Origin of the sequence: Microcoleus sp. CAWBG27, assembly GCF_020883145.1 — a bacterium.
In the GTDB taxonomy this organism is placed as follows: domain Bacteria; phylum Cyanobacteriota; class Cyanobacteriia; order Cyanobacteriales; family Microcoleaceae; genus Microcoleus.
This window is the reverse complement of sequence record NZ_JAHREU010000032.1, coordinates 58,092-77,757: the sequence shown is the minus strand read 5'-3', so window position 1 is coordinate 77,757 and position 19,666 is coordinate 58,092. Positions and strand designations below refer to the sequence as shown.

The following is a 19,666-nucleotide window of genomic DNA, read 5'->3' as shown; positions in this document are numbered from 1 at the left end:
ACTTTAGTCCGCATCCAATCAAAGGACTGAAGTCCTCACTACAAACCTTATAATCCTAGGTTCGTAGTGAGGACTTTAGTCCGCATCCAATCAAAGGACTGAAGTCCTCACTACAAACCTTATAATCGTTATTTTTGCCGATACTCTCTAATTTAGAATTCCGAATAAAATAAGAAGTTTTGATTTAAAAATATCAACTTTTTCACTCAAAATCGTGGGGCGGAAACTCTTCGTACCGCCCTACAAATCTTCCTTAAGGTTTCGGTAGCGCACCTTCTGGACTGGGAGAATCTGCCGGTTCTGGACTCGGAGAAGCAGCAGGGGCGGGACTCGCTTTTTCCGCCGCAGGAGAAGGCGAAGGAGTGCCACTAGCTAACTGATTGATTTGGTCTTTATAGTTAGGTGGAGCTAACTCAGTAGCTTTATCAAACAGCGTTTTTGCTTCGTCTGTTTTGCCCTGTTCCTTCAACACGATCGCATGAGCTAAAATCGGACGAAAATCTTTTGGATTCGCCTTAGCCGATTCGTCGTAAATCGCGATCGCCTCTGGGTAGCGCTTCTGCACCGCATACACCTGTCCCAAAATCAACTGCACTGAAGTTACATCAATACTTCCCGGTTTCGCCTGATTCTGCGCCGGAGCAGCCTTTAGCGTATCTTGCAGCAGTCCGATCGCAGCTTCGGGCCGTTGCTGCACCAACAGCAAATTCACCAACCCCTGTAAAGCCTTAATTTCCCCAGGCTTAGACGCTAAAATCGATCGATAGGCCCCAGCAGCCCCTTCGCGATCGCCCGTGCGTTCCTTCGCCTGAGCCAGCAAAATCCCGTATTCCGTAGTTTCAGGATTCAGTTTAGCCAACTTTTCCAAAGTCGGCACCACATCCTTGATCGCCCCCACTCCTTGTCCGATCAACTCCAGCCGTACCTGCAAAAGTCCCCGCAAAGCCGTTACATTGTCAGGTTCCCGCTGCAAAACCAATTCGTACCCCCTCACTTGATCTTGGAGCAACTGCGATTGCTTGTCGTTAGATGCGGCTGTCTGAGTTGGCGTTGGAGTCGATCGACTTTGTGCTTGAGTGCTCTTGAGAATACTGTCCAAAATTGGAACCAGAGAAAATCCCACAAAAGCGATGAGCGCAAGCACTACCACGACAGTAATCAACCCGCGACCCTTGTTTGCTTTTTCCATAATTCAACTATCCCAACTTAAAATCTACTATTTTCTAAGAATCAACCCATCGCCTAGGGGCGTCTGCGATTTAACCAGATCTATGCAACCATAAAAGTTCTTAAGTTCAAAGTCCCAATTCACAAACCAGTCTTTTGCTTGCAGCTAATATGGTAACAGACCCGCAACTCCACGCTAGCCAAACTATTTTGGACACAAAGACCCGCAGCCCCAAGGAATGTGGCTTTCGTCCAATAAGAGTGCGGTCAAGCTCAAAATTACCGAAAATATGGCGGATCAGTCCGTTAGGTAATTGGATTAAGTAAAATAGGCAAGCTACTCCAGAGAGATTGGAACGGCGCTTTGGGGATTTTCCTCAAACCATTGCGAGATATTGCCGGGTTGGATGCTCAGGTATTCAACACGCTATGTCGGGATATATCCTAGATTGTCCGGACTTGAAGTATCTGAATATCCTAAACGCTATTAGCCAGCAACGCCAGCTTTCGGGCGATCGACCGATCCGTGGGTTAGCAACTCTCAAACTCTTTGCCAACAAGGATTAGAGCAGCCAGCGAATCCAGGATTGCTCGTAGCGCAGTAGAAAGTTGGCGTTGACGGGTCAAAACCCAACTTTCCGGCGCAAGCCTCAAGTCGGGTGCTAGTAGTTTTTAAATCAGTTTCTTCAGTTTATTCCTAATTTCCCTCAAGGGATGTGTCTCCGCTGCAAGGAGTTTTTATGAACCCCTCTCCGAACCGGTCTTCCAAATCGTCCAAATCTACTTCTGCTCGCAAGGCTCAGCCAACCGAGCCCGCCGTGAATCAGCCCGCAGTTACAGCCTCCGTGCCCGACACACCAGACGAAAGTCCCGTGTCTTCCGCGTCGGCTGCACCTGTCGATCAAAAGCAACCACCAGCGCCAACGGACGCCCCAGCGACAACGGACGCCCCAGCGCCAACGGACGCGCCAACGGACGCCCCAGCGCCAACGGACGCCCCAGCGCCAAAGGATACGCTGCAACGACCACGCTACAGTTCTGCCCCCGATGGGGACAAAACAAAGCCAAAGCCCAGCGATGCTCCTGCGCTCTCGGAGCCAGCAGCGCCTGCGGAATCTGCTGGTAAGACAACTGAACTCACAGTCGCACCTACCCCAACCCCCAAGCCTCCCACTAACGAAACTCAGGTCGATGATGATGACATACCCTCTGTCATGCGCCAACATCCCATTCCCCCTCCCAGCGAACCCAGACAGTACCGAGCTGTTGGTTTAGTGCGGGGCCGCTACACCCAATCTGAAGAGCAATTCACCCGAGGTATGTTGATAGCTGCCGACGGAACTGCCATCGACGCAGTTTTGCTGGGTAGAGTTATGAGTTTAGTCAAAAATCACCTGGATCTGGAACAAGAACACCTCTGGGTGGTCTATCCCCGCACCAGGCAAGAAGACGGCAACTTGCACGCCCAAATTATGGGTGTTTGGGAGCCGGAAACCCTGAAAAAATCTCCAGAAACTTCCTCTGATGAGGAAAATCAGGAAGCAGGGGAGATTGAGACTAGCGCCGAACCACCGACTGCATCTTTGCCGCCCTCGGAACCTGATGTTGAAGATGGCTATTTTTCGATTCGAGGCGAGGTGATTTATCAACAATCGCAAGAGGAAGAAAAGTATCTCATCGTCAAAATCAAGCAAGCTCCTCGCAAGAATGACGACAAGATGAAGTTTTTTAAGCTGAAACTCAAGGGGGATGTAGGAACAAAGGCGATCGGGTTTTTTTGGGATTTCCACGTCAAATTGCAAGCTGACAGTCTGATGATTGAGCAGGCCAACAATATTGGCGCCCTGCCGATTAAAAAGCGGAAATTCCCCCCCGGCAGCGGTAAGCCTGGTGGCGGCTACAAAGGAGGGGGAAACAAGCGTCCCTTTACTCCTAAGCCAAGCGGTGACGGTACTCCTGTAGGGCGTCCTACTATCAAGTCCGCCGCAGCACCGCCTGTCCCCAAGGAACCTCTTCCTAAGCCGGTCAAGAAACCTAAGCCTGTTGAAGAGTAAAAAATATGGCAAGTAAAAATACAACATTAAAAGTTTTTTAACCTTTAATGTTGTATTTTTACTTTAGCCGCCTATCGTATTTCTGTACATGAGCCAGTAGGCTTTGCGCGACCACTTCGCCAATTTGGACGGGAACAGCGTTTCCGATTAAGCGACCCAGTTTGCTGAAACACACACCTTCGCCAGGAGCAAGGAAGCGGTAATTTTCTGGAAAAGTCTGAAGGATAGCAGCTTCTCTAAGAGAAATTGCACGATCCTGTTCCGGGTGTCCGAACCGACCATTTCCGTAGCCGAAACATTGGGTTGTGATCGTTGGAGCCGGGGTGTCCCACTTCATACGACCATACACGCTAGGATAAGTTTGTCCCGATTTCTTGCGATGACATTGTGCAAGCAGTGAAACATCCCAGTCATGCCATGTGCCTCCGGGTTTTGAGGCTCTGATTCTGCGGAGGTTCAGGTCACTGAGTGAGGACGCTGCATGAATTGCGTCATTTGGATCGGAGCATCCGGCTGCTAGGGCGGGTAGATGGGAAATCGCCTCACGCACAGTTGTGCACGATCGTCTAGAAGAGATTGGGGGTACTAACTCTACTGCCCCTAATCGCGACGCTAGGAGCACAAGCCGTTTACGAGTCTGTGGAACGCCATATTGAACACAATCTACAATGCTCCAACTGATCGAATAGCCTTCCAGTTCCTTCAAAAAATCCTTGAAAACTTCATGCTCTAAAAGCTGTGGTACATTCTCCATCGTCACGAATTCGGGTTGAGTCTCCCGTACTAGCCGACCGAAGTCGGATACCAGTGCCCACTTGCTATCCTGGCGTTCTTGGCGTCCCTTACGGCTGTAAGTAGAGAATGGTTGGCAGGGCGCACAGCCTGCCAGCAACCGCAATTTCTCATCGCCAAAAATGTCTGCAAGTTGGGCACCAGACAAAGTGCTGACATCCTGCTCGACGAAAATAGCGTCATTATTGCTCTCGTATGGGAAGCGGCATTGTCGATCGATGTCGATGCCCGCAACAACCTGAATACCTCCTCGGATCAGTCCATGCGTAAGACCGCCCAAACCGCAAAACAGATCGATGCAGCTAATCGCTGTACTTCTGCGATCGGTATGAGGCTCTTTGCGTATGTCAGTGCCGACAATAGTCTGATCTTGATTCATGCCTGTGCTCATTGAGGTCGGTTCTCCGGCATTAGGAACTCATGTGCATCTATGAATAACTTGAAGCAATTTACAACCTCTCTCAGATACAATGCTGTTCGTTCAGTGAGGTCACGGAGATCGCTAACAGTAATACCCTCGCCGCTCTCTGCAAATGACAGGCTACCGTGCGCCAAACCGTTCCGAAGGTCTTTGATAAACGCAAGCGCACCTTGATCGTTTCGGAATGGTCGTTTGACACTCCTGTAGATATCGGAGCTGATGTGCAACGATAAGCCCAGACGTTTGCTGATGGTCTCAATCCCATTATCGTCCCAACTACCACCCCCACCCTTTTCAACTTCAAAAGTTGATATCGGAAGCGCCTGCACTAGATGATCGCAGAGGTTCAATGCAGATTTCAGGCGCTTCTCGTAGTTGAGATCATTATGGGTACGTGCGGTGCATCGCACCCACTCGCGGCGCAACTCAATGGACAACTCATTGGGCAGCGAGCTGTTATTAACCACTGCCTGAGATACGGCATCTACGCACCGAGTAATAGTTGACTCGACAAGATTGTAGAGCTGTAAGTAAACACTCGAATAGAGGATTTTCTGCTGTTGCGGAGTGATCGTAGCTTCCCCGATTTGTGGAGCTCCTCCCTGCACTTGTTCCTGTATAGACTCAAGCAGGTCAAGGTAAGTTTCAATTTCCTGTAAACGCTCTTCAAAAGCTTGGCTCAAATCCTCCATCCTCAATCTCCAAGTAAACGATCGCGAACGAAATTTATACGACCCCTGAGTCTTCCTATTGCGTTCGCACCGTCTGCTCCTGTCACTTTTGTAAAGTCCTTGCTATTCAACCATTCTTCAACTTCGATCAATTGGTTAGCTATCTCTGGCCGTTGCTGAAGTGCCAGATAGCTTCCAATGGCTATAGCTTCAAAACGCGATCGGGGTGTCGCCTTACCTTTAGGTGCTTTGCGAAAGCCTAACGGGAAGTTGCGCGACACAAAGTCTATCATTTCCATAAAGCGCCGTCGGTAGGAGTCAATGTCCGCTGGGTTGTGTTTAAAGTGATCGTTCATCTTCTTCGTATAGGTGAAAAGAAATGGCGACACTCTGTCTTTGTATGTCTCCAGTCCATCACCGTAGGCGAAAAATCGTGTAACGAGTTCTTCTCTCTCACGCTCCAATAAAAGCTTGTCAGATATTGGCGCAAGTTCTTCAAAGCTCGGCTCTTTGGCGAGTGAAATCACAAGGTCGAGGAAAGCACCTCCTAACGCACCTCGACGCACCTCAGCCTTGTTGGCGACCTTGCTTCCTGTGTTAATTCGATCGAAAAGATCGAATCGTGCTTGCTCATCGGCGTGTTCATTGAGCACGATCCCCCTAATGGAACGGTTCTTGATTTTTCGTTGCCGAGATTCGGGTAGATCTTTGAATCGAAATCCGGTCAGTAGCGATAGTTCTTCCAAGTCACCTAAGGGAAAGTCCCCAAGAACGAACTCTTGAATGGTTCTAAGGCGCTGTGAACCATCAACAATTTCAAGCTTACCTGTTAACGGGCTTTCCCAAAAGAAGAGGAAAGGGATCGGAAGCCCCATCAATACCGACTCAATGAACCGGGATTTGCGCTCTGATTCCCATGTGAACTCGCGCTGGTAGGCCGGAATCTCAAAATCTCCTTTCTGCATCTTTTGGGCGAGAAGCTCAATGGAATATTCCGTCAGATAGAACTCAATTCTCTTTGTATGTTCAAAAATCTGTTCCTCAGCAGCAGCAACCTCCTCATCAGTGAACTTAGATTGGTTCTCGTCGATCATCTTTGAATATCCTCTCGTGGTTCATTCAAGTTATAATCCATGACTTTAGTCTACGAATTGTCTATTCCAGCCTGACTTGGGCTCCCCACAAATCTTGTGGGAGAAATACTCGATCGGCTGGTAGGGGAGCAACTGGCGCCGTGAGAGTAAATTGACCAGCTTCAATTTGCTGCTTCAATTCCAATGCTACTTGCCGCGAGAGAAACATACTCGCCAGCGGGGCGGCCCGCACCGGTTTTCCCTCAATGAGAATGCGACCGGTTTTTAATTGAGCGTAACTGACTAAACCGAATGTGGGACGAACGCGCCGGGGGATAGAGAAATCTACCACCGGCGCTACTATTTTTTTGTCTGATACGGCGCAGTGGGCGACGACTGTTTCGTTTAAGACGGGGAAGGGGATGCCGACTCCCAGCATCAAGGATGGGCCGTAGTTTTTGAAGTAGCAGCCTCGCACCCATTTCGAGTTCATCTGTTTGGCGTCGCCGATGAGTGCCAGGGTGGCGGCTGGGCCGATCGGAGTGCCGTTGGGCTGCCGTTTTTGCAGCGGGAAGTGTTGGGTTCCTTCCCAGGTGATGTAGCCCTGAGCGCCTCCTAAAAAGATTCTGGTGCCGATGCCGATGAGTTGGAGGTGGGGGTCGTTGAGCAGGGGTGACATGGCTCCTAGGCTCGAATAGACGGCGTTACCGAGGTTCGGTTGCAGGGGGCCGAGGTAGGTGAACAGTGGCCGATCGCCCCCGTTGACTCCTACAATAAAGTTTTGATAGGCGTTCCGGGGATTGAATAAATAAAACTGGTTGATGGTATCGCGGGTAATCGTGGTTTCAAAGGAGGCGCGGGGATAGCAGTCTGTTACTTGCCCTAAAGCCCGCAACTGCACGGGTTTGCCGGCAATCAAGTCTTCGATGACGTGTCCGCCGCCCCGTTCCCGCGATTCTTCGCCATCTTCGGTTACTTGGGTGGCTCCGAGGTACAAATCTACGGCGCCGAAGCCGGAGTAGGCTAAAACGCCGTCCAGCCAGCACTGCCGGATTTTGATCGGGGGGTCGGTATGGCCGAGGTTGATGATGGCGCCGGAGGATTCCATGGGCTCGAAGGTGCCGGTGGTGATGACATCGACTTCTTTGGCGGCTTGGGTAATGCTGGTTTCTCTGACTCTGGTTTTGAGTTCTTCGATTGTCCAGACTGTGGCTTTGCCTTGGCTGATTTTATCGTTGATTTCGTCGATCGATCTCATAAGACTATTTTAGATTTTAGTTTTTAGATTTTAGTTGGATGGAATGTCGATCGCGCCAATGCAGTTTTGGCGATCGGGCGATAGTTTGAGATAAAATAAATTTATTATAACTGAGATATTGCACCATTCTCAACAAGCCTTTTATGCACAGGCAAGATGCCTGTTCCACAAAAAAAATCACTACTTGTGGAACAGGCATCTTGCCTGTTCTTGATAATGATGCAAGATTTGAGTTATAACGGATATAAAAATAATATCATAAATCAAATAGAGAGCGAGCGCCATGACTCAAGCGATATTAAAACCAGTCACGTTCGATGAATTTATAAACTGGTATCCTGAAAATTCGGAAAAACGTTACGAACTGCATAATGGAGCGATTGTTGAGAGGCCTAAAGCAACCGGAGAACATTCAGAAGTAGCTGGGTTCATCTGCCTGAAGTTAGGGATTGAAATCGAAAGGCTGATGTTGCCCTACTTCGTTCCCAAGGAATGCGTCGTCAAAGCTGATAACGAGTTATCTGGTTACGAACCGGATGCGATCGTTTTGGACAGACAAGGGACGAACAGCGAACCGAGATGGAAAAAGGAATCGATCATTACAATGGGTAGTTCTGTCCGGCTAATTGTCGAAGTTGTTAGTACCAATTGGCGGGATGATTACGGCTACAAGTTGGTTGATTGCGAAGCTTTGGGCATTTCTGAATACTGGATTGCTGACTATTTGGGACTTGGTGGCAGACGCTATATTGGCAATCCGAAACAACCTACTTTTTTTGTTCACCATTTGGTTGATGGTGAGTATCAAGTTAGTCAGTTTCGGGGAAGCGATAGGATTGTTTCGCCAACATTTCCAGATTTCAATTTGACTGTGCAACAAATTTTTAGCGCCGGACAAGATGCGGTTTAGAGTGGTAGAATACAAGATAGAAATTTATAAGAGTCGGCGATTGAAATCGCTTCTATAAAAACAAAGTCCGCCTTCGCGGACTCAAAAATAAACTGCTATTTAAGCCAGATTTGGGATGAGTACAAACCTGAATTACTGATTTCCAGGAACGTCATTTGCGTCATTGTCTGCATCATCGGAGATGTCTGGTTTGTGTTCGGGTAACTTTTCCGATCGGCTTTGTGTGACTCCTATAGATTCATATTCTTCGTGGATAGCGGAATCAATTGCGGCCAACCTTTGAGGATTAGCATTCCACTGGTTGAGAATGTCTTTAATTAGCGCTTCCCTAATCCAAACTTGAGCGACAACTGTGAGGGGGAGGGCTAGCAATAAGCCTAAAAATCCAAAAAAGGTGGCGAAGAATACTTGAGCTATTAATGTTACTGCTGGCAGCAGCGATACTTGCTGTGCCATGACGTAGGGCGTGAGGATGTTGCTTTCAAACTGTTGAATTAGGAAGTAAAGGATGAGAACTAAACCTGATTTTAAGGGAGAGTCTAAAAGTGCGATCGTCATTGGCGGAATGACGCTGATCGTAGGGCCAATATTCGGAATTAAGTTCAGAAATCCTGCTACTACAGCATGAGCTAACGGTAGGGGAACTTGCAAAACTGACAAACCAATTAAGCTCAAAAAAGCAATCACACTCATGCTAATTAATGCACCAATCACCCATCGACCTAAAGCTATTTCACATTCATCTAAAATACCCTCGATTCGTCGCCGATAAAAAGAGGGAAATAGTTGTATAAATGCTTTGCGGTAAGAGAGGGGATCTGCTAAGGTCATCAAGGTCAAAACTAAGACCAGCAAAAAACTCAGGATAACGCCTAATGTATTGCCGACAAATGCTCCTGCACCGCCAACGAGTTGGTTGAATAAAGGTTGCAGTTGCCGCATAATGTCGTTAACATCAAGATTTGGCAGGCGCTGGCCTAGTTGTCCCGAGAAGCGAGTTTCGATTTGATCTACCCAATCATTTAATCTTGCTATTCCTTGAGGAGCTCTTTGAGTAAGTTGTTGGAATTGGAGGGCGAAGGGTGGTACAATTATTAGGAACAAGCCTACGAAGACGAGGAATAAGAAGCTAATTGAGCACAGTACGGCGATCGACCTTTTGAGTCTCAATTTTTTTTGTAAGTAGCGTGCTAGTTTGTTTAACGCCGTGGCTAAGACGATGGCGGCAAACAGCAGCAGTAGGGCTTGCCTGATTTGCCAGAGGATGTAACAAGATGCGATGAGGGCTAATAAGCCGATCCATTGTCCTAGCTTCATGCGATTTTTAGATATTATAACGGGGAATTGCCGACCTTGCTTTAGACGCTTTTGCAATCGCGTCTCTACAAGATAGCTTAAATGCGATCGCCTCTTTACAATATACTCCTACAACCCAGCCTCTTCAATTCCCTTTACCGAACACCTGCTGCGCTGTCAGATTCAATTCTGGGAAAGTTGGGGACTCAATCACCTCAGCCCCTCTAAACAGTTTAACTTGGTATTCCCCATCTATTAGTTGGTAAACCGAAAAAGTTGGTTGCTTGGGATTGCCGATAAACCGTCTCCCGCCCAATCCTAGATAGTCTACAATCCAATATTCGTGGATTCCCATTGATTCGTAAGCCTCTAATTTGCGAGCATAATCATCCTCCCAATTAGTGCTAGTTACTTCTACGATTAGGGGGACTGATGAACCCATTGTAATAATTGATGATTTCTCCCATCGTGGCTCGTTTCCAATGGTTTCTTCGTTGAGTACAATAATATCTGGTTCATACCCAGATTCCTCGCGCATCGGTTTGATGACGGATTCTTTCGGGATGAAGTAGGGTAGTTGTAGCCGTCTGATTTCAAAGTTGAGATCGGCGATGAGAAAACCTGTAAGTTTAGAATGTTTGCCTGTTGCTTTTGGCATTTCAACAATTTCTCCATTGTGTAGTTCATAGTGACATCCTGAATTCTCAGGATACCAGTCAATGAATTCATCGAATGTCACTAATTCTGTTATGGTTTGAATCATGGTGAGTGCCTCAAGTATGGTTGCGATCGCCCTAACCTATATTATATGACTTGTAGGGTGCCCCGGACGAAGTCCCAGGGCGATTTTCGAGGGTTTCGGATCTAAGGTTCGTAGTGAGGACTTTAGTCCTTCATAGAATCAGGACTAAAGTCCTCACTACAAACTAATTTTATTGTCATCATTCGATCGGACTTGATATAAATCCCATCCGAAAAACCTCGCTTTCAACTGTCAAATGTCAACTATCAACTGTCAACTGTTTAAGTCTTTCTCGAACAACTTCTTGATAAAAAGCTTCTAAAGCAGTCACGCAAACTCGATCGTCAAACAGATTATCTTGTCGCTGACTCATCCGTTCGGCAATATCTCGCCGCCACTGTGAATCTTTACCTAACTTGACAGCAATTTCAATATATGCTGCTTCGTTTTGTGCGATCGTATCTGTCACTCCCAGCATTTTGAGAAAGCTATCTGCATGAAGTCCCCGCATAAATTCTCCCGGACAAGTTACTATGGGTAAATTGCAGGCGATCGCCTCCAAAGACGTATTTCCCCCCGACCAAGTGAAAGTATCCAAGAAAACATCGGCAAGAAAGTTCATGGCTATATACTCTTGTCGAGTTGCAATCGCTCGGAAAAGACAGTAATCTTCGCTGTCGAGATTAACAGCAGCAAAAGCACGCTTTAAGCGTTCTCGAAGCAGTTCACCGCGCGGAAAAATAAACTGCGCTTGCGGAACGTGGCGGGCAATTTCTGCTAAAATAAAATCATATTGCGGTAAGTATTTGAAAGGAGCTTGGCAGCAAAAGTAAATTATTGCATCTTCTCGGAGGTCAAAATCCAAGCGACTATTGTTTAATTCTCCCACGAGTGGTTTTGGGTAGGAAACCCCAATATTAGGCAACTTAACTAAGGTTTCTGAGTAATGCGATTGTGCATTTTCCGGTTCCATCAATTCGCTGGAAATAAAATAGTCAATTGTGGGCAAACCAGAGGTGACAGGATGTCCCCACGCCGTACATTGTATCGGTGCAAGGCGCAAAGCTGCTATCTGGATAGTTGGTGCATCCATGCCAATTTCTGGGAAGACAAGAATGTGCAATTTGTCATCAATAATTTGTTGGCATACAGCTTCTAAGTTGTGAGGAATGTGGCGAAATTCTGTGCTGTATTCGCGAAATTGTTCTGTAACTAGATCTGGATCGTTACCCGTGTAGTAACAGTAAATTTCAAATTGTTTTGTGTTGGCATAACGCAACCAGCCAGTCATCCACAAAGTGCCGCTGTAAGAATGCAAAAAACTAGAAATATAACCGACTCTAATTTTGCCATTTTCCAACAATGGAGGCATCGCTCGCGGTTGCACCCACTGGGGATAGTTGGCGGCCATAACTTGATGGACTAAATTGGCATATTTTGACTGATCTTCAACAACATTGTGAGCTTGATAGGCCAGGTAAAAATTAGTGAAACTACCAAAACCCCGCAAAGCATTAATTTTTTCTTGGGGGTTGTTTAGGGATGTTTGCTGAATTAATATCTCTAATTCTCGGACATATCTTTCCCTGTAAAAATGTATTTCATCGGGCGTATCGTAAACAATTGGCAGTGTTAAGTGTCTTAAAAGTTTAAAAACATATTCATCGGGCAGTATTTGGGTTGCTCTTTCTGCACTTGATATAGCTTGCTGAGTGCGTCCGTTTTGCTGGCAAATTTTGATTATTTCAAAGTGCAGTTGTCCGGATGTTGGGTAATGGCGGATGCCTTGTTCGAGAATTGCGATCGCCTCTTCGATTCTGTTGAGATTCCTCAAACACTCGCTCAAGTTAGAATACAGTTCTATATCTCCTGTCTGGGATGCCAAAAACCTTTGATAGTAATTGCTCGCTGCTTCGTATCTTCCTTGACGGTAGAGTTGGCTGCCAAATTGTCTCAACGCTGCTAATGCTTGGGAGTCAATGGTGATTTCGCTAAGTTGTTTCAGTTCCAATACAGGGATTTTTTCGGTTCCTGAGTCGGCTATTGCTTGGTGATTTTCTGCCTTTAACTTAATTCGATATTGAATCTGTGGCAAAATATCCAACCACTGACTTTGACTGAGGTTTTCCAATAAAATAATTTCCGGTTCGCAGCTAGTATATAAATTTTTCCATGAATAAATTCATTACTATCGCCGACAAAATTAGGTTGGCATCTAATTGGGATTTTGCTAAAGTTTCGCTGGCATCTATTAAAATAGTGAGGAAATCGCGATCGGGATGAGCGATCAGATTCCTCATCATTTCTTCTAACTCTAAATAAAGTGATTCTTCTGGTTGGTTCCAATCGGGAAAAATCAGTAAATTTAAGGGTTTGAGATTTAAGGTGGTTAGATCCATGCGATCGTCTGTCCTGTATTGTTGGGTATTGTGGGGCTTTTGGTGTTTTGTGCGGCTGCTCAACTCCTACCTCGGCTGCTGTTGCCATGCCCGCCAGCCGAGGATCGCAGCTAGGATGATACTGGGGGTAAACACTGCGATCAGGGCGTTGAAGTCGGTTGAGGCTATGGATAAGCTGGGCCCTGCGTACTTGATGGCTAGGGAAAGGGCGGCGGAGAAGGTGAATACTTTCAGAATGGGGCTGATGTTGGTGTTCATGGAGGGGGTGGTTGGTTTGGCGATCGGGTTTCAGACTATTATGGCAAGTATCTGTGGCGGCTGGGCGGGGGCGATCGTTTTTTGCGATCGTAGGGTAAGATAAGTTTCGGTATTGTAACAGAGCAATTAGCGCAGCACAATTTAGCAGCATCAGGAGCGATTCAGAATGGATACCCAAGAATTAGATTTAATAAATAACATTCGTCAACTATTTGATAATGCTCCTTATCCAAAAGTTCCCTTAGAACAATCTCCTAAAAAAGATTATGAATTGCTCTACCTTCACAACTTGCTAACACCTTACTATTTAAAAAATCAAAATATTATAGAAACACAAGGCAAGATAATTTTAGATGCAGGCTGTGGTAGCGGATACAAATCTTTGATTTTAGCAGAAGCTAATCCAGGAGCTAAAATAGTTGGAGTTGATCTTTCCGAAAAATCGATTAAACTAGCCCGCCAGCGGTTGCAATATTACGGCTTTGAAAATACAGAATTTCACGTTCTCTCAATTGAAGAATTGCCGAGTTTAGGGTTAGAGTTTGATTATATAAATACAGATGAAGTTCTTTATCTCTTGCCAGATGCAGTCAAGGGTCTGGTGGCAATGAAGTCTGTGCTAAAACCAGACGGAATTATCCGTACCAATTTACACAGTTCAACGGGCAGAAATCTCGTCCATCGCGCTCAGGGAGTTTTTAAGCTAATGGGTTTAATGGATGGAAGTCCAGGAGATTTTGAGATTGAATTAGTCCGGGAAATTATGACGGCTTTAAAAGATGAAGTCATGCTCAAGAACATAAGCTGGAATTCAGAACGTGGCAACAGTCAAGAATGGATTTTGGCCAATTACTTACTACTCGGGGATAAAGGCTGTACTGTTCCTGAAATGTTTTCAACATTGAAATCAGCAAATTTAGAGCTGATTAGCATGGTGAATTGGCAGCAGTGGGAATTGCTGAATCTGTTCAAAAATCCCCACGATTTACCTGCGTTTCTGGGGATGAGCTTGCCAGAAACGTCTTTGGAAGATCGACTCCATTTATTTACTCTATTGCATCCAACCCATCGCCTGCTTGACTTCTGGTGTAGTCATCCCGATCAAACTCAGTCTTTTGTGCCTGTTTCCGAATGGACTCCAAATGACTGGCAAGCAGCACGGGTATACCTGCATCCTCAGTTGGCGAGTCCCCAAGCCCGAGAAGACTTGCTCAGCAGCATTGCGGCGCAAACTCCTTTTGAGATTAGCCGTTACATCCCATTGCCAACAACGAGTCCAATTGCGATCGAGAGTGTAATGGCCTCTTGCCTGCTACCTTTGTGGGATGGGGTACAGCCTGCGATCTCTTTGGTAAAGCGGTGGCTCCAGCTCCGACCCGTGCATCCTGCGACGCTGGAAGCTGTGACTGAGGAGACAGCCTTTGAAGAGGTCAAGCAACTGCTGGAGAGGCTGGAAACTTGTCTGTACGTGCTTTTGGAGCGTAAAACTTGAGAAACCTCAAAAAAATTTGCGGGAAGTGATATGAAAGCTCTCAGAAGTGGGTAAGTTACTCTCAGGAGTTAGAAATCAAGCACCCCACGCCTCTAGGAGAATCAACTAATGAAGACTGAATTTAAAGCCAAGTTTCTGCAACACCTCCAGCAGAGAAGACAAGATAAGGGTTTTACGCTGATTGAACTGTTGGTCGTTATCATCATCATCGGTATTCTTTCTGCGATCGCTTTGCCTTCCTTCCTCAACCAAGCTAACAAAGCTAAGCAGTCGGAAGCCAAGCAGAACACTAGTGCAATTACCAAGGGTCAGCAAGCATTTTTTGCAGAAAATACCAAGTTCGCAACAGAAGTTCCTGCTTTAGGTCTTGGTATCAAAACCCTAACCAATAACTATAAATATGAAGTGAGTCCAACTACTACTGATGGTCCTAACGGAGGAGTTACATCTGCTGCAACGCCACAAGGTTCTTCGCTTAAGGGATATGCGGGTGCTGTGTTTTTCATTCCAGCGGGTGAGGGACAAGGCACAAGTTCTATCCTTTGCGAACAGATAACTGCTGCTCTAGCAATCCCTGCTGCTATTGTCCCAGCAGGGAACGCTACTCAGTGCGTTGCTGGCACTCAAACATTAGTGACCAAGTAATTTCCAGAGTGCAACCAGCCGATTATTTGGCAAATGATGTAAGGAGCGGGTAGCGTATTGTGTGCTGCCCGCCTTAATGTACTATAAGTTACGATGTAAGCTAGCTTTTGTAGTTTTTTAATTGGCAACGCTAATGCCAAGTGGCTGATTGAATGGTTGACGGAATGTTGGCTAAAAAAGAGATATTGCTTTAGATATGTAGCTTATGATTGCGGAAAATTTATTAGCTGTCACTTCAGATTTGCAGGATCAAACCAAGAAGATTTGGTTAAAGGGAAATTATAGTGAGGCTGCGCTGCTTTACGAACAAGCCATAGAAGAGCAACCGAATGTTAAGTCCCACTACTGGCACTTGGGTTTACTGTTACTTTTGCAGGGGGAAGAGGCAGAAGCTCAGACAACTTGGTTGCTGGGAATGGCTGAGGGGGAAGCAGAAGAAATAGAGCTGTGTACAGAAGAATTAGCGCAGGTGTTGGAAGCTGAAGCAGATTGTCAGCGGTTGCAGCGGAAAGACTATGCTATGGCTTGGACAATCCGCCAGCATTTGCGGGAAGTTGAGCCTCATAACCTTAATAATATATTACATTTGATGGCGCTGTCCATGCTGCTGGAGACGTATACAGGAGAAGAACCCCATGCTCTAGGAGCGATCGAAATCCTCAAGTCAGAGCCTCCCCCAGAAGTCAACCACGAGCTATTGATGCAATCGTGGAAGTGTATGTTGGATTACGCTCCTTTTGCGCCTTCAACCTTGGAATTTACAGAAGTTTGTCTGGGCTATGTTCGAGAACAGACACTTTTTATTAATACATTAATTGAATTTGTTTATAGAATTGCTTATTTAGGTCATAAATTTAAGCTAGCAGTAAGTTTCACAGAACTCGGTTTGCGGTTAGAGCCTCAGCATCGAGAATTACTGCGTACTTTATCTTCTTTTTATCAAGATATTGAAGAATATTCCCAGGGCATAGAAAAAGCTAAACTCTGTTATTCCGTTATGGATAAATTTGCAGATAAAGCTTATGCCCAGCACTTGATAATGCGTGGCATGATGAGCGCAGGAGGATATTGGGAAGAGGCTTATTCAGAGTTTCAGGTGTTGAAATCTTTGCTGGCATCTGTAATTGAAGAGAAGCCAAGCGATTTAAATTCAAGTTCTACGGTTCGTTTGTTTAGTACGCTGTTTTTTTTCCCTTACCTTCAGGATAGAGCACAGGAAAACAGAGAATTTCGTCATCAAATAGCAGCAATTTGTCAATTAAATATCGAAAATTATGCTAAGGACATAGTGGAAAAGTGCCGCCAGCGCAACTCATCTCTTGTGAAGGTTGAAGCTCCTAAAAAACGGTTGAAAATTGGATACTTATCCTATTGCTTTCGTCGCCATTCGGTAGGCTGGCTGGCTCGATGGCTTTTGGAACACCACGATCGCGATCGGTTTGAAATCTATGTTTATTTCTTAGGTTCTGACCCTACAATCACAAATCCCGATCCTTTGGCGCAATGGTATATGAGCAAAGCTTCGGAAGTTAGGCATTTAGAACTGTTCGGGCCAGAATCCGCCGAGAAAATTTACGAAGATGAGATTGATATTTTAGTCGAACTAGACAGTTTGACGCTGAATACTAGCTGCGAGATTGCAACGATTAAACCAGCACCCATACAAGTAAGTTGGCTGGGTTGGGACGCACCAGGGATACCGAATATTGACTATTTTATTGCCGATCCTTATGTTTTACCGGAATCGGCACAGGATTATTATGTGGAAAAAATCTGGCGTTTGCCACAGACTTATATAGCAGTGGATGGTTTTGAGTTGGATGTGCCGACTGTGCGGCGCGATCAGTTGGATATTCCAAGCGATGCGGTCATCTATGTCAGTTTTCAACGCGGATACAAATACAACCCACAGACAGCTAGACTGCAAATGCAGATTGTGAAAGCTGTGCCAAATAGCTATTTTTTAATTAAGGGTTACGCTGATGAAGAATCAGTAAAAAAATTCTTTACAGAAATGGCAGAATCAGAGGGGGTGGAGAGCGATCGTCTCCGGTTTCTGCCAATTGTTCAAACAGAAACTCAGCACCGCGCTAATTTAGCGATCGCTGACGTAGTGCTCGATACCTATCCTTATAACGGAGCGACAACGACTTTAGAAACTCTTTGGATGGGCATTCCTATGGTGACGCGAGTGGGCGAGCAATTCGCGAGCCGCAATAGTTATGCAATGATGATGAATGTAGGGGTGACAGAAGGAATTGCTTGGACGGATGAAGAATATGTAGAATGGGGGATTCGCTTAGGTAAAGATTCTGAATTGCGACAGCAAATATCCTGGCGCTTGAAAGAGTCCAAGAAAACATCTCCCCTGTGGAATGCTAAACAGTTTACTCGGGAGATGGAGAAAGCTTACGAGCAAATGTGGCTGAGATATGTTGAAGGTGGTTGATGGATTCTAGAGGGTTAGCAATTGGACAAGCTCAAAATTTTAGTTATTTCAAATCTCTACCCGCCTCAAGTTGTTGGAGGATACGAAAGGGCGATCGCAGATTATGCCAGACTTTTACAGGAACGCGGTCACACAGTTCTCGTACTCACGAGTAACACAGAATACTTGCCGACGGGCTACCAAAAAGCTGATTCCGATCCGAGTACAGTGCGGCGCTGTTTATCGCTGTGGGGCACTTGGACAGAGCGAGGAGCGCAACCTTTTTATCCTGCTCACGTTGCATCAATTGCGGTACGCAATTACAAGACTTTAGAGCAAGAGTTGAATTCCTTTAAACCTGATGTCTGCCTAGCAGGAAATACAGATTTTTTAGGCTCAGAAATTTTAGAACAGATACTTGCTGCTGAGATACCAGTTGCTCATTATGTGATGAATTCACAACCCGGATATAGCCACGATCTGGCTCCCCAGAGTTCATTGTATCGATACATCACTGTTAGCAATTGGATTCGGGATAATCTACAGCAACAAGGCTACCCTACAGAAACAGCTCAGACAATTTACCCAGGTGCAGAGGTTGAGGAATTTTACCAAGCTGAACTTCCACCGCGCGATCGGCTCCGCATTGTCTATGCCAGTTTAGTAATGCACTATAAAGGCCCAGATGTTTTGATTGAAGCTCTTTACTTGCTGCACAATGCAGGTGTTGACTTTACTGCAACCATTGCAGGCGGCTCTCTAACCCCTAGCTTTGTTGAAGCACTTCAAGAATTTGTCGAATCAGAGGGCTTACAAGAAAAGATTCACTTTGCTGGACTGCTATCCCGACAGGAACTCAAACAGCTATACAAAACACATAATATTTGGGTGTTGCCTTCTCGCTTTGAAGAACCTTTCAGCATAGGTTTAATCGAAGCTATGGTTGCTGGGTTGACGATTGTTACTAGCGATAGGGGAGGCTCACCGGAAGCAATACAGCATAGTGAAACAGGGCTAATCTTTGAGTCAGAGAATCCTTTGGATCTTGCTGATAATTTATCTTCCCTGCCTATGAATCCTGCTGAATGGGAAGCCATGACTCGGAAGGGACAGGAACGAGCATTATCGGAACTCAGCCGCACCCGCACAATGGATAGATTAGAATCCGTTTTGTACGAACTAGCACTTCAAAACCCAAAAATCAATCAGTAAGAATGGGGAATTCAGGGTTGAGTTGAGACCTCACCTAACTATAGCTTTTGAATGGTATGAACATCGTGTGTGCTGTTCCAATAATCAATAACTCTGGGCTGCTCCATCGATGGTTGCTTGCTACAAATAAAAGTGGCGCGATCGATCCAATGCTCGATCGGCTCAGTTATTGAATAAGTAATTCCTTCTGGTGCTAATGATAGTAAATCGTTGTTGTGCAAGAGTTCAATATCTTCCACAACCAAATCCAGACTCAAGAGCGTGTCCATGAGTCCTTTCAAATTAAAGAATGTACAACTCGTAGGCTCGTATGGACTCTCAGAACCTATAGGACAAAACAAGATAGCCTTTTGGTTGTCATCCATATACACTGCTGTTTCTATAATTATTTTGCCTCCTTCATGCAATACGTCCTTAATCAACTTGAGGGACCAGAATGGGTATCTGAGATGATACAGAACACCGGGAAATAAGATCACATCAAACATTCCAAACGTCTCGGGTTTTAGGTCAAGGAGGTTTAATTGATACATCTTGACTTTTGAATTGAAAAAAGGAATTAATAACTCAATCGCCCCCATCGATAAGTCATTATCAATGCCAATGACTTCCTTTGCACCCAGCTTTTCTGCCTCAAAGCAAAACAGACCATCTCGACAGCCGATATCAAGAACTCGCTTGTCCTTAATATCCAGTGTTCTTAAAGCTCTCAGAGGCACATCCTGAATAGGTACTGCGACTTCATTTCCTGATGTTGAGAGATTTTCAGTTAATTTAATTATGTGATAGAACTTGTGCTTTTCTAGTTGTTGAATAATTTGAGCTTCATCCATGACTTACCCGCCTTT

18 protein-coding genes are annotated in these 19,666 nt (G+C 45.7%); 7 read left to right on the top strand and 11 right to left on the bottom strand.

Features of this window, described 5'->3' with window-relative positions; all coding sequences use genetic code 11:
* Positions 1-253: 253 nt before the first annotated feature.
* The gene (locus QZ938_RS18465) at positions 254-1,189 is read right to left on the bottom strand and encodes a tetratricopeptide repeat protein (protein WP_293348787.1); all 936 of its coding nucleotides are present in this window, start codon (positions 1,187-1,189) and stop codon (positions 254-256) included.
* Between the two features lie 796 nt (positions 1,190-1,985).
* Between QZ938_RS18465 and QZ938_RS18460 the strand changes: the two genes are divergently transcribed.
* Entirely contained in the window at positions 1,986-3,221 is a 1,236-nt protein-coding gene (locus QZ938_RS18460) for a hypothetical protein (RefSeq protein WP_293365615.1), read from the top strand.
* Between the two features lie 58 nt (positions 3,222-3,279).
* Here the strand turns inward: QZ938_RS18460 and QZ938_RS18455 are convergent, their stop codons facing one another.
* The 5 genes from QZ938_RS18455 to QZ938_RS18435 form a co-directional block, all read right to left on the bottom strand.
* On the bottom strand, positions 3,280-4,404 hold the full coding sequence (locus QZ938_RS18455) for a DNA cytosine methyltransferase (RefSeq protein WP_293148453.1): 1,125 nt from the start codon (positions 4,402-4,404) through the stop codon (positions 3,280-3,282).
* A complete protein-coding gene (locus QZ938_RS18450; RefSeq protein ID WP_293348784.1) occupies positions 4,401-5,126 on the bottom strand; it encodes an MAE_28990/MAE_18760 family HEPN-like nuclease in 726 nt (241 codons plus the stop codon). Before QZ938_RS18450 ends, QZ938_RS18455 begins: the two co-directional genes overlap by 4 nt.
* Positions 5,127-5,128: 2 nt before the next feature.
* Positions 5,129-6,199, bottom strand: a complete 1,071-nt coding sequence (locus QZ938_RS18445; RefSeq protein WP_293148449.1) for a DUF262 domain-containing protein — start codon at positions 6,197-6,199, stop codon at positions 5,129-5,131.
* A gap of 61 nt (positions 6,200-6,260) precedes the next feature.
* Positions 6,261-7,436, bottom strand: a complete 1,176-nt coding sequence (locus QZ938_RS18440) for a homocysteine biosynthesis protein (protein ID WP_293148447.1) — start codon at positions 7,434-7,436, stop codon at positions 6,261-6,263.
* 16 nt (positions 7,437-7,452) lie between these two features.
* Positions 7,453-7,635 (bottom strand): hypothetical protein, encoded by a 183-nt coding sequence (locus tag QZ938_RS18435; RefSeq protein ID WP_293348781.1) that lies wholly within the window; start codon positions 7,633-7,635, stop codon positions 7,453-7,455.
* Positions 7,636-7,719: 84 nt separating this feature from the next.
* Here QZ938_RS18435 and QZ938_RS18430 point away from each other — a divergent pair, with 84 nt between their 5' ends.
* Complete coding sequence (locus QZ938_RS18430; protein WP_293348778.1) at positions 7,720-8,346, top strand: Uma2 family endonuclease; 627 nt, start codon at positions 7,720-7,722, stop codon at positions 8,344-8,346.
* Between the two features lie 132 nt (positions 8,347-8,478).
* Here the strand turns inward: QZ938_RS18430 and QZ938_RS18425 are convergent, their stop codons facing one another.
* The 4 genes from QZ938_RS18425 to QZ938_RS18410 all read right to left on the bottom strand — a co-directional run bounded on the left by QZ938_RS18425 (position 8,479) and on the right by QZ938_RS18410 (position 12,846).
* Positions 8,479-9,663: an AI-2E family transporter gene (locus tag QZ938_RS18425; protein WP_293348775.1), complete on the bottom strand. Its 1,185-nt coding sequence runs from the start codon at positions 9,661-9,663 to the stop codon at positions 8,479-8,481.
* Positions 9,664-9,787: 124 nt separating this feature from the next.
* A complete protein-coding gene (locus QZ938_RS18420) occupies positions 9,788-10,405 on the bottom strand; it encodes a Uma2 family endonuclease (protein WP_293148441.1) in 618 nt (205 codons plus the stop codon).
* A 238-nt stretch (positions 10,406-10,643) separates the two neighbouring features.
* A complete protein-coding gene (locus QZ938_RS18415; RefSeq protein WP_293348772.1) occupies positions 10,644-12,515 on the bottom strand; it encodes a tetratricopeptide repeat protein in 1,872 nt (623 codons plus the stop codon).
* A gap of 22 nt (positions 12,516-12,537) precedes the next feature.
* A complete protein-coding gene (locus QZ938_RS18410; RefSeq protein WP_293365613.1) occupies positions 12,538-12,846 on the bottom strand; it encodes a hypothetical protein in 309 nt (102 codons plus the stop codon).
* 103 nt (positions 12,847-12,949) lie between these two features.
* Here QZ938_RS18410 and QZ938_RS18405 point away from each other — a divergent pair, with 103 nt between their 5' ends.
* From QZ938_RS18405 to QZ938_RS18385, 5 genes are all read left to right on the top strand, one after another.
* Positions 12,950-13,144 carry a hypothetical protein gene (locus tag QZ938_RS18405; protein ID WP_293365611.1) on the top strand — a complete coding sequence of 65 codons (195 nt, stop codon included), beginning with the start codon at positions 12,950-12,952 and terminating at the stop codon, positions 13,142-13,144.
* A 63-nt stretch (positions 13,145-13,207) separates the two neighbouring features.
* On the top strand, positions 13,208-14,533 hold the full coding sequence (locus tag QZ938_RS18400) for a class I SAM-dependent methyltransferase (RefSeq protein WP_293348763.1): 1,326 nt from the start codon (positions 13,208-13,210) through the stop codon (positions 14,531-14,533).
* 108 nt (positions 14,534-14,641) lie between these two features.
* Positions 14,642-15,178: a type IV pilin-like G/H family protein gene (locus QZ938_RS18395; protein WP_293348760.1), complete on the top strand. Its 537-nt coding sequence runs from the start codon at positions 14,642-14,644 to the stop codon at positions 15,176-15,178.
* Between the two features lie 205 nt (positions 15,179-15,383).
* Positions 15,384-17,627 carry an O-linked N-acetylglucosamine transferase, SPINDLY family protein gene (locus QZ938_RS18390; RefSeq protein ID WP_293348757.1) on the top strand — a complete coding sequence of 748 codons (2,244 nt, stop codon included), beginning with the start codon at positions 15,384-15,386 and terminating at the stop codon, positions 17,625-17,627.
* 21 nt (positions 17,628-17,648) lie between these two features.
* Entirely contained in the window at positions 17,649-18,818 is a 1,170-nt protein-coding gene (locus QZ938_RS18385) for a glycosyltransferase family 4 protein (RefSeq protein WP_293348754.1), read from the top strand.
* Positions 18,819-18,856: 38 nt separating this feature from the next.
* On the opposite strand, the gene QZ938_RS18380 is transcribed toward QZ938_RS18385, so the two are convergent.
* A complete protein-coding gene (locus QZ938_RS18380) occupies positions 18,857-19,651 on the bottom strand; it encodes a DUF1698 domain-containing protein (RefSeq protein ID WP_293348751.1) in 795 nt (264 codons plus the stop codon).
* Positions 19,652-19,666 lie beyond the last annotated feature (15 nt).